The organism is Rhizobium alarense, assembly GCF_021555155.1.
Taxonomy (GTDB): Bacteria; Pseudomonadota; Alphaproteobacteria; order Rhizobiales; family Rhizobiaceae; genus Rhizobium_D; species Rhizobium_D alarense.
Genome location: NZ_JAKGBU010000079.1, coordinates 1 through 10,431, shown reverse-complemented (window position 1 = coordinate 10,431; position 10,431 = coordinate 1). Strand labels below are relative to the sequence as shown.

The window sequence follows — 10,431 nt, the reverse complement described above, 5'->3', positions numbered from 1 at the left end:
CGGATGCCGTAGGGATCGCGCAGGTCCTCGAAGGCGAGGTCGGCCTCCGTCAGGCCCAGTTCCTCGCCCTGGTAGAGGCAGATCGAGCCGCGCAGCGTGGAGAGCAGCGTGACGGCGAGCTTGGCCACCCGTTCGCGCTCCTCGGGCGCCTTGATGAACCGGCTGACATGGCGCTCGACATCGTGGTTGGAGAAGGCCCAGCAGACCCAGCCGTCCGTCACCGCCTTCTGGAAACTTTGCACGCACTTGCGCACATGATCGGCGGTGAAATCTGGCCCCAAGAGGTCGAACGTGTAGCACATGTGCAGCTTGTCGCCGCCGCTCGTATAGTCGGCGACCGTCTTCAGCGAGCGTGCGCCATCACCCACCTCGCCGACCGAGGTGCGCCCCTCGTAGGCGTCGAGCAAGGCACGGAAGCGCTTGAGGAAGCCGATATTCTGCGGCTGCGTCTTGTCGTAGCGATGCGTCTGCATGCCGTAGGGGTTGACGTCCGGCGCGTCGAGTCCGGTCGCGTCGGGATCCGGCTCGTGCGGAGGATTGTCACGCAGCTTTTTGTCGTGAAAATAGAAGTTGACCGTATCCAGCCGGAAGCCGTCGACGCCGCGGTCCAGCCAGAAGCGGACGGCGTCGAGCACCGCGTCCTGCACATCCGGATTGTGGAAGTTGAGGTCCGGCTGCGACATCAGGAAATTGTGCATGTAATATTGCCGGCGCACGCCATCCCATTCCCAGGCCGGCCCGCCGAAGATCGACAGCCAGTTGTTCGGTGCCGTTCCGTCCGGTTTCGGATCGGCCCAGACATACCAGTCCGCCCTGTCGTTTGTCCGGCTCGACCGGCTCTCGACGAACCACGGGTGCTGGTCGGAGGTGTGTGAAATCACCTGGTCGATGACGACCTTGATGCCGAGCTTGTGGGCTTCGGCCAGCATCATGTCGAAGTCGGCCAGGGTGCCGAACATCGGATCGACGTCGCAATAGTCCGATACGTCGTAGCCCATGTCGCCCATCGGCGACTTGAAGAAGGGCGACAGCCAGATCGCATCGACGCCGAGCGAGGCGATATGCGGCAGCCGCTGCGTGATCCCGCGCAGGTCGCCGACCCCGTCGCCGGTCGTGTCCTGGAAGGACCGCGGATAGACCTGATAGATCACGGCACCGCGCCACCAGTCGGCGGCGGGCAGGCTCTTCTTCGCCATGGGTGAACTCCGTTGCGGAATGGCAGGTCCGCAAGATGTAGCCTGCGTCCGCGGGATCGTAAACGGCGGCTGCCGTGATTTCCTGCGGTTGACGCAAGCCGGCCGGATACGAATGATGGCGCCGCCTTGCGACGCGGCTCGGGGAAGGGAGATCGGCTGCCGATGGAAGACACCGTCACGCTCACGATACCGGAATCGCTCGGCCTCGCCCGGACGGCGCTGAAGCATGCCGGCGCGAGCCCTGCCGTCGCCGAGGCGCTCGCAACGGCCACCGTCGATGCCGAGATGGCCGGAAAGCCGGCGCTCGGCTTCGCCCACCTGCCGGATTATCTCGACGGCCTCGACGCGGGCCGGATCGACGGCCATGCCGAGCCGCTGATCACTTCGCCGGTGCCGGCGATCATGAAATGCGATGCGATGGGCGGCATAGCCCAATACGGCTTCGATACCGCCTTCGACGAGCTCGTCGCCAAGGCCCGCACCTTCGGGCTGGCGATCTACGCCTCGCACGACAGCTATACGACCGGCGAACTCGGCTGGTACACCGCACGCCTCGCCGAAGCCGGGCTCGTGGCACTGGCCGCGACCAACGGCCCGGCGCTGCTGGCGGGTTCCGGTGCGAAGAAACCCGTCTTTTGCACCAATCCGCTCTCCTTCGCCGCGCCGCGCTCCGGCGGCCCGCCGCTCGTCATCGACCAGGCGTCGAGTGCCACCGCCTTCGTGAAGATCCGCGAGGCGGCGGAGCGCGGCGTGCCGATCCCCGAGGGCTGGGCGCTTGACGAACACGGACAGCCGACCACCGACGCCGGCGCGGCCCTCAGGGGCGCGCTGCTTGCCTTCGGCGGCGCACGCGGGGCGAACATCGCGCTGATGGTGGAGGTGCTTGCCGCAGGCCTTACGGGCGCCAACTGGTCGCTCGACGCGCCGGATTTCGACGCCGGCGAAGACAGTCCGGGTGCCGGGCTTTTCATCCTGGCGATCGTCCCGCAATTCCTGTCGGAAAGCTTCGAGACCCGCCTTGCCGTGCAACTCGACCGGCTGGCGAAGGATTACGGCGTGCACCTGCCGGGCACCGGCCGCCGGGATCATCGCGCCGCGGTCGAAAGCCGCGGCATCATCTTGCCGCGCGCGCTCTTTGACAGTATCTCGTCGTTCCAGTTGGGCCGCGCGGGTCCATAAGCATTTGAATCGACAGACGGGAACGGCCGCACCAAGGCCGGCGGGGAGAAGCACATGGGCGGACGGCTGCTGTCGATCGGCGAATGCATGGTGGAACTGATGCAGGCGGACGGCGGCCTGATGCGCAAGAGTTTTGCCGGCGACACCTTCAACACCGCCTATTACGCCCGCCAGTACCTGCCCGCCGACTGGTCCGTCGATTATGTCACGGCGATCGGCAAAGACACGATCTCCGACGAGATGCTCGCCTTCATCGAGGCGCAGGAGATCGGCACGGACCACATAGCCCGTATCGACGGCCGCTCGCCCGGCCTCTACATGATCCACCTGAAGGACGGCGAGCGGAGCTTCTCCTACTGGCGCTCCGTCTCCGCCGCGAAGCTCCTGGCCGAGGATGCCGACCGGCTGCGCGCCGCGCTCGAAGGCTCCGACATCGTCGTCTTCTCCGGCATCACGCTGGCGATCCTGTCGCCGGAGGGCGTCGAGACGCTTCTGGCCGAGCTTCGCCGCGCGCGGGCCGCCGGCAAGCTGGTAGCCTTCGACCCCAACATTCGCCCCCGCCTCTGGGACAGCGCGGAGCGCATGCGCGAGGTCATCACCGAGGGCGGCCGGGCCGCGACGCTCGTCATGCCGAGTTTCGACGACGAGACGGCCCATTTCGGCGATTTCTCGATCGCGGCCACGATCGACCGCTACCGCGCGCTCGGCGCCGAAAATCTGGTCGTCAAGGACGGCGAAAACGGCGCGACGCTCTTTTTCGACGGCAAGTCCTCGCACGTCCCGTCCGCGAAGGCCGACCGGATCGTCGACACGACCAGCGCCGGCGACAGCTTCAACGGCTCCTTCCTCGCCCGCCTCGCCGCCGGCGACAGCCCGGAGGCTGCGGCCCGCTTCGCCGCAGAGGTCGCCGCCGCCGTCATCCAGCATCACGGAGCGCTGGTGGCGAGGGACAGGCTGCCGGCGTGAGGCTTGATTTAGGGTGCAGCAGGGATCATATTGGTCAGACTTGGCCAAGGAGGTTCCGATGTCCACCGTAAACATGCTGGACGCGAAAACGCAGCTTTCCAAACTGGTAAGTGCCGTCGAGTCCGGCGAAGAAAAGGAAATCATCATCGCCCGCAACGGCAAGCCGGCGGCAAAACTGGTGCCCTTGACCACCAAGGGCAACAGCGTTCGGCTTGGACTGGCGGACGGAAAATATCCGTCTATGTCACTCGAAGAGTTCGACTCGATGAACGAAGAGATTGCGAAAATGTTTGAAGGTTCGGAATGAACCTTCTTCTCGATACACATGTCGCGATCTGGGCGGTCAGCGACACCGGCATGATTCCGGATCGCATCCAAGAAATTCTGACGGACTCGGCCAACAGAATCCATGTATCCGCGATCAGCATTTGGGAAATCGCGATCAAACATGCGAAGTACGGCCCGTCCCGCATGGCCTTTGATGGACACGACGCGATCGAACTCTTCACGGACGCCAATTTCGTCCTGCTGGACACGACGCCCATTCACGCCGCCGCGATCGGCAAAATCTCCCTCGATCACGCCGACCCGTTCGACCGCCTGCTCGTCGCACAAGCCGTCACCGAGCCGCTCGCCTTTGTCACGAAGGACCGGAAGATCGCCGCCTACAGCCCGACTTTCATAAGCTGGTAGCCTTCACTACCGCTTCTTCGCCCGCCCCGCGAACGGGTTGTCCGATGCCTTGAAGTGGATGCGGATCGGCACGCCGGGGAGCTGGAAATCGTTGCGCAGGCCGTTGGTCAGGTAGCGCACGTAGGATTCCGGCAGTGCCTCGGGCCGCGTGCAGGAGATCATGAAGCCCGGCGGGCGGGCCTTCACCTGCGTCATGTATTTGAGCTTCAGGCGGCGGCCGGACACGGCCGGCGGCGGATGCTGGATCTGCTGGGCTTCCAGCCAGCGGTTGAGCTTGGCCGTCGAGATGCGGCGATTCCAGGTGCGGTCGGTGTCGATCACGGCCTGCATCAGCTTGTCGAGGCCGCGGCCGGTCTGACCGGAGACCGGCACCGCGCGGATGCCGCGCGCCTGCGGCAGCAACCGGTCGGTCTTTTCGCGCAGCTCCGCGAGCACCGCCTGCGGATCCTCGATCAGGTCCCATTTGTTGAAGGCGAGCACGGCGGCCCTGCCCTCGCGCAACACGAGGTCGACGATCTGGAGATCCTGCTTCTCGAAGGGAATGGTGGAATCGAAGACGATGACGACCGTTTCGGCGAAGCGGATAGCGCGCAGCCCGTCGGCGACCGAAAGCTTTTCCAGCTTTTCCTGCACCTTGGCCTTGCGGCGCATGCCAGCCGTGTCGAACATCTTGATCGTCCGGCCCTTCCAGTCCCATTCGACGGAAATGCTGTCGCGCGTGATGCCGGCTTCCGGCCCGGTCAGCAGCCGGTCCTCGCCGAGGAATCGGTTGATCAGCGTCGACTTTCCGGCATTCGGCCGCCCGACGATGGCGACGCGCAGCGGCTTCGTCTCGTCATAGGCAGGCTCGAAGTCCTCGTCTTCCTCCGCGCCCTCGGCCCTCGCCTCGGCGCGCAGGTCGATATTCGTTTCGGCCTCATCGTCGGCGGGCGGGAAGGCGCGCTCCTCGCCGATCGCCGCGACGATCGCGTCGCGGAGATCGATCATGCCCTGGCCGTGTTCGGCCGAGATCGGCGTCGGTTCGCCGAGGCCGAGCGTATAGGCGTCGTAGAAACCGCCGTCGGAGCCCCGCGCCTCGGACTTGTTGGCGACGAGCACGACCGGCTTGCCCTTCTTGCGCAGCATGTCGGCGAGCGCCTGGTCGACGGGCGTCAGGCCCATCTTGGCGTCGACGACGAAGAGCGAAAGGTCCGCCTCGTCGATTGCCGCTTCCGTCTGCGCCCGCATGCGGCCCTGCAACGACTCGGCATCGGCCTCCTCGAGCCCGGCCGTATCGACGATGCGGAATTTCAGGTCGACGAGCTTTGCCTCGCCCGGCCGGCGGTCGCGCGTCACGCCCGGCGTATCGTCGACGAGCGCCAGCTTCTTGCCAACCAGCCGGTTGAACAGCGTCGACTTGCCGACATTGGGACGCCCGACGATGGCGACGGTGAAGCTCATGGACGGTTCCGATCCGGTTCGCGGCTACGACAGCTTGCCGCTTGCGGCGATCAGGTCGAGCAGCATCTGCGCGCGGTTGGCGACGTTGCGGGGCGCCTCGCCGTCGTTGGTGATCGCCTCGAACCACTCCTTGGCGCGGGCGAAATCGCCGTGTTTGTAAGCCGAAAGGCCGAGAACCTCGCGGGCGGAATGGCGCAGCGGACTCTGCGGCGTCGCGAGCTGCTCGGCTTCCGCGGAAACCTGCTCGTAGCTGCCGGTATCGACCAACAGATAGGCGGCGCGCAGGCGTGCGGCATCGCGCAGCGGCTGCGGCAGCGCGCCGTCCTTCGAGATCGCGGTGAATGCGGCGACCGCACCCTCGATGTCACCCTTCTCGGCCATCAGCGACGCCGAGCGCATGCGGGCGAGAACGGGATAGGCGCCGTAACCGTCCTTTTCCAGCTCGGCGAGGGCGGCAGCGGCTTCATCCTGCTTGTTTTCGCGTGCGAGCGTCAATGCGGCAAGGAACCTGTCGCCCGAAGCGGAAGCCTCGCGCTCGCTCCAGTAGTCATAGGCGACCTTGCCGATCGTGCCGAGCACGACCAGGACGGCAGCACCGATCAGGACGCGCCCGAAGCGCTGCCAGACGGCCCGCATCTGGTCCGAGCGGAGCTCGTCGTTCACCTCGCGGATAAAGCTGTCGTCCTGATTTGCCATGCGTCTTCCGGCCCGTCTCAAAGAAAGGATGTCGCGCCTTCTACCCCATTTTGCCGGTCATGTAAGGGGGCTCGCCACAAATCGCCGCCTCACGGCAGCGGCGAGACCCCGATCAGCCATTCGTGCAGCTTCCAGACGACGAGGCCGTAGACCACGAGACCGGCGACGATCGCCGCAAGATCGTAGCGCGCCGACACGAAGACCGGCAGGCTGAGCTCGCCGCTGGCAAGCCGCTTCTTGAGCGAGATGCGCAGCACCACGGCCCAGGCGAGGATCGCGACGAACAGCAGGACCGAATAGGTCTCGCCATTGGCGAGCAGATGCGCGAGCGCCCAGATCTTGACCGCGACGAGCGCCGGGAACTTGAGCTTCGCGCGGATATGGCCGGCCGGAAAGAAGGCCGTCGCGAGACAGATCGAGGCGATCAGCATCAGCGTCAGCGCGATATGGGCGAGGAAGGCCGGCGGATAGTAGAGCATGCCGCCCGTCTGGCGCGCCTCGGCGAAACCGAAGGCCATCATCGCAAGGCTTGCAAGCGAGACGATGCCGTGCAGCGCCATCCAGCCCGGCCTGCCAAGCCGCGCGATGCCCGCCGCGCGCAGCCCCGGCGCGAAGGGGCGCACGAGGTGCGTCGCGATGAAGAGCACGATGCCGGCGATGAGCAATGCCATGATTTCCACCTCTTTAAGTGCGGGAGCGCGGTTCCGGCGCCCGCTCTGGATACCGCCCCTCTTCGCCGATTGCCAGCCCGATCACGGCTTTGCCGCATTCGGCAGGGATAGGAAGACCCCACGCAAATTGTCGCGGTCCGCCATGTCCCGTCCTTTCGTCTCCGCCCTCGTCGCCTGCTCCATTGCCGCGTCCTCCGCATTTGCCCGCGGCGACGTGCCGGAGGGCGCCCGGGAAAAGCAGCTCGTCGTCGTTTCCTTCGACGGCGCCCACGACAACCGGCTCTGGGAAAAGAGCCGGGCTCTCGCACGGCGCACCGGCGCGCATTTCACCTATTTCCTCTCCTGCACCTTCCTGTTCACAAAGGACGAGCGGGCCTCCTACCAGGCGCCGCAGCAGAAGCGCGGCCGCTCCAATGTCGGATTCGGCCAGACGCAGGAGGAGGTCGTCACCCTCCTCGGCGAAATCTGGCTGGCGCATCTCGAGGGCCACGACATCGGCAGCCACGCCTGCGGCCATTTCGATGGCGGGAGATGGAGCGCGGCGGACTGGAGTGCGGAATTCGCCTTCTTCAACGATGCGCTCCGCCAGGCCTGGCAGAAGGCCGGCGTCGGCGAGCGCGAGCCCGCCGGTTGGCAGGATTTTGCGTCGAAGGACATCAAAGGCTTTCGCGCGCCCTACCTCTCCGCAGGATCCGGACTCGTCGCGGCCTTGAAACGCCACGGTTTCGTCTACGACGCCAGCCTCGTGTCGAAGGGCCCGTCCCTGCCGAGGGAAACGGACGGCCTCATGCGCTTCGCGCTGCCGCTCATCCCCGAGGGGGATGCCGGTCGCCCGGTGATCGCGATGGACTACAATCTCTTCGTCCGCCACTCGATGGGTGTCGAGAACAGCAAGAAGAGCGCCGCCTTCGAGGAACGGGCGCTCAAGGCCTACCGCAGTGCCTTCAAGAGACAATACGACGGCGAGCGCATCCCCCTGCAGCTCGGCTTCCATTTCGTCGAGATGAACGGCGGCGCCTACTGGCGGGCGCTCGACCGGTTCCTCACCGAGGTCTGCACCGAGCCGGATGTCGCCTGCGTCAGCCATCGCGAGGCGATGGAGATCGTCGCAGAACGGCGGAAGACCGCCAGGGCGGTCCCCCAGTCTCTCTGACCGCAAGGCCGCCCCTTTTTACTGCGCCAGTTCCTCGCGTCCGCCGACGGCGATGAATTCCTGGTCGATCGACGGCAGCGGCTGGTCGTCGATTGCCGCCTCGAAGGCCTTGAGGCGCTTGTGGATCGACTGCAGCTCGATGATCGTCGACCACGAATTCACGAGATACTGGAACGAGCTCGACACCTGCCCGAAGGCCGTCAGGATCTGCTGCAGGATACCGTAGGTGATCTTGCCGGCGACGATGGTCGGCACGAGGATGAAGTAGACGAAGAGATTGTCCGCCTGCAGATAGAACGAGCGGGCGACGTTGAAATAGAGATAGTGGAAGTAGAGCCGGAAATAGTTCGTCCGCACATGGCTGAACAGCTCCCGCACGGTCGGCGGCTGCGCCTTCAACGGATCATCCTCGCCGTAGACGAGCTCCTTGCGGTAGGCGGCCTCGACGCGCTGGTTCCGGAATTCCAGCCCCGGCAGCTTGACGCCGACGGTTGCGAGCAGCACCGTGCCGAACAGCGACCACAGGATCGCCGCCCAGAAGAGCGCGTGCGGCACGGCGCCGATGAAGGGCATCTCGCCGACCTGGGCGGACAGCGCGAACAGCACCGGCAGAAAGGCGATGAGCGTCATCACCGCGTCGATCAGGCTGACGCCGAGGCCCTCGGTGATCGTCGCGAAACGCATCGTGTCTTCCTGCACGCGCTGCGAGGCGCCTTCGATGGTGCGCACCTTCGGCCACATGGACATGTAGTAGTCGTTCATCGCGGTGCGCCAGCGGAAGACGTAGTGGCTGACGAAGAAGCGCGTCACGACATAAACGAAGACGCTGATGAAGGCGATCTGGCAGAAGATCAGCATCAGATCGAAGAAGTTCTGGACGGTGACGTTGCCGGTGCCCTGCAGTGCGTTCTGCAGCGTGTCGCCGAAGGGGCGGCGCCAGTTGTTGATGGCAAGCGAGACCTGCACGCCGAAATAGGTCGTGAAGATGATGAAGGCCGAGCCCCAGATCGACCAGTTCGTCCAGGGATGGTCCTTCGCCCTGATCTGCCAGAAACCGCCGAAGATCAGCGTGCAGATCAGGAAATAGATGTAGAACCAGATATTGTCCGGCGTCACGAAATAGCCGAGACCAACCGGCGGCGGCGCATCGGGCGCCAGCGGCGGCATGCCGAAGAGCGCGCCGGCGTCCGACCCGACGGCGTACCAGGCGAAAATCGAAAAGAGGGTCCAGAGGGCGAGCGAGGAGAAGAACAGCTTGGGCTGCGGAAAGAAGGAATGGAACAAGGTGATGACTCTCGATTTGCAGGGCATGGCGCCTGCTTCGCTTGCGCTGCAAACTAGATCAGTTTCCGTGCCGCAACAATGCGGGCGGCTTTCCATTACCGAGATTTAATGGAGGCGTGCCGGCAGCGCCGCGACGGTGGCGCAGAGCGCCGCAAGCGCGAGCACGCCGGCGGCGACGAGGCTCGGCAGGCCGAAGCCGCCGGAACGCTCCGCGAGGAAACCGGCCATCAGCGGCCCGACGATCTGGCCGACGCCGAACGCCGCCGTCATGGCGGAAAGGACGCGTCGCGGGCTCCCGGGCGACAAGTGCCGGCCGAGCTGCAGCCCGTAGGCGGTGACGACGATGAAGGTCAGCCCGAGCAGGCCGCCGCCGGCCAGCGCCGCCAGCGGGAGCATGAGCAGGGCCGAAGCCGCGACGCCCGCCGTTTCGAGAAGCAGCGCCATTGCGTAGATGCCGAGAATGCCGACACGCCGCTCGACGGGCTTCCAGAGCAGCAGCGACACGGCGGCGCTCACGCCCGTCGCGAGCCACGTCAAGCATTCGAGCAACGGATCATCGCCTGCCTGCCGCACCATGGCGATGATAAAGGTGGCGGTGACGATGTAGCCGATGCCGAACAGGCCGTAGCTCAACGTCAACGCCGCTAGCGGCCGCGTCCAGACGAGGCGGGGTTCGGCGCCGGCGCCGGCACTGGCATGGGTTGCCGGCAGCAGGCGCCAGACGGCAAGGCCGGCGACAAGGCCGCAGGCCGCCGCCGCCAGCCAGTCGAGCCGCCAGCCGGCCATTGCCCCGGCACCGTCTTCCGGGACCAGGTAGACGACGACGGCCGACAGCGCGATGCCGATGCCGACACCGGAAAAGTGCAGCATCTGCACCCGGGCATCGCGCAGTGCCAGGCCATGTGCCAGAACGATGGCCGAGGTGAAGAGCATCGCGAAGGCGCTTGCGACACCGGCCAGGAAACGGATCGCAGCGAAGGCGAGGACGCCGTCGACAAGCGCCATCAGGAAAAGAAGACAGGCGCTGGCGGCCAGTGCCGAGAGCGCCAGCCCGCGCTCGCGGCCCGCGGCCCAGCCGTAGCCGGCGGCGATCGCGCCCGCCAGATAGCCGGCGAAATTGGCCGAGGCGACGAACCCGGCCGCCGAAGCATCG

General features: G+C 65.8%; 11 protein-coding genes. 5 read left to right on the top strand and 6 right to left on the bottom strand.

Annotated elements, in window-relative coordinates:
* A partial coding sequence (locus tag LXM94_RS20570; RefSeq protein WP_235773337.1) for an alpha-amylase family glycosyl hydrolase occupies positions 1-1,196 on the bottom strand: 1,196 nt, incomplete at its 3' end.
* Between the two features lie 162 nt (positions 1,197-1,358).
* Here LXM94_RS20570 and LXM94_RS20565 point away from each other — a divergent pair.
* Genes LXM94_RS20565 through LXM94_RS20550 form a run of 4 tightly spaced genes read left to right on the top strand, consistent with a single transcriptional unit; the run spans position 1,359 to position 4,034 of the window.
* Positions 1,359-2,375, top strand: coding sequence for an Ldh family oxidoreductase (locus LXM94_RS20565; protein ID WP_235773336.1), 1,017 nt, complete (start codon positions 1,359-1,361; stop codon positions 2,373-2,375).
* Positions 2,376-2,429: 54 nt separating this feature from the next.
* The gene (locus LXM94_RS20560; RefSeq protein ID WP_235773335.1) at positions 2,430-3,341 is read left to right on the top strand and encodes a sugar kinase; all 912 of its coding nucleotides are present in this window, start codon (positions 2,430-2,432) and stop codon (positions 3,339-3,341) included.
* Between the two features lie 58 nt (positions 3,342-3,399).
* Positions 3,400-3,648, top strand: coding sequence for a type II toxin-antitoxin system Phd/YefM family antitoxin (locus LXM94_RS20555; RefSeq protein WP_235773334.1), 249 nt, complete (start codon positions 3,400-3,402; stop codon positions 3,646-3,648).
* Positions 3,645-4,034 (top strand): type II toxin-antitoxin system VapC family toxin, encoded by a 390-nt coding sequence (locus tag LXM94_RS20550; protein WP_235773333.1) that lies wholly within the window; start codon positions 3,645-3,647, stop codon positions 4,032-4,034. The genes LXM94_RS20555 and LXM94_RS20550 overlap by 4 nt, the downstream gene beginning before the upstream one ends.
* 6 nt (positions 4,035-4,040) lie before the next feature.
* On the opposite strand, the gene der is transcribed toward LXM94_RS20550, so the two are convergent.
* From der to LXM94_RS20535, 3 genes are all read right to left on the bottom strand, one after another.
* On the bottom strand, positions 4,041-5,474 hold the full coding sequence (gene der / locus LXM94_RS20545) for a ribosome biogenesis GTPase Der (protein ID WP_235773332.1): 1,434 nt from the start codon (positions 5,472-5,474) through the stop codon (positions 4,041-4,043).
* A gap of 24 nt (positions 5,475-5,498) precedes the next feature.
* The gene (locus tag LXM94_RS20540) at positions 5,499-6,170 is read right to left on the bottom strand and encodes a tetratricopeptide repeat protein (protein ID WP_235773331.1); all 672 of its coding nucleotides are present in this window, start codon (positions 6,168-6,170) and stop codon (positions 5,499-5,501) included.
* An 89-nt stretch (positions 6,171-6,259) separates the two neighbouring features.
* Positions 6,260-6,841 carry an NnrU family protein gene (locus LXM94_RS20535; RefSeq protein ID WP_235773330.1) on the bottom strand — a complete coding sequence of 194 codons (582 nt, stop codon included), beginning with the start codon at positions 6,839-6,841 and terminating at the stop codon, positions 6,260-6,262.
* A 142-nt stretch (positions 6,842-6,983) separates the two neighbouring features.
* Here LXM94_RS20535 and LXM94_RS20530 point away from each other — a divergent pair, with 142 nt between their 5' ends.
* Complete coding sequence (locus LXM94_RS20530) at positions 6,984-7,994, top strand: polysaccharide deacetylase family protein (RefSeq protein WP_235773329.1); 1,011 nt, start codon at positions 6,984-6,986, stop codon at positions 7,992-7,994.
* Positions 7,995-8,012: 18 nt separating this feature from the next.
* Here LXM94_RS20530 and sbmA read toward each other — a convergent pair whose 3' ends face one another.
* Positions 8,013-9,278: a peptide antibiotic transporter SbmA gene (gene sbmA, locus LXM94_RS20525; RefSeq protein ID WP_235773328.1), complete on the bottom strand. Its 1,266-nt coding sequence runs from the start codon at positions 9,276-9,278 to the stop codon at positions 8,013-8,015.
* A 105-nt stretch (positions 9,279-9,383) separates the two neighbouring features.
* Positions 9,384-10,431, bottom strand: a 1,048-nt coding sequence (locus LXM94_RS20520; RefSeq protein WP_235773327.1) for a YbfB/YjiJ family MFS transporter, incomplete at its 5' end; no start/stop codon positions are given.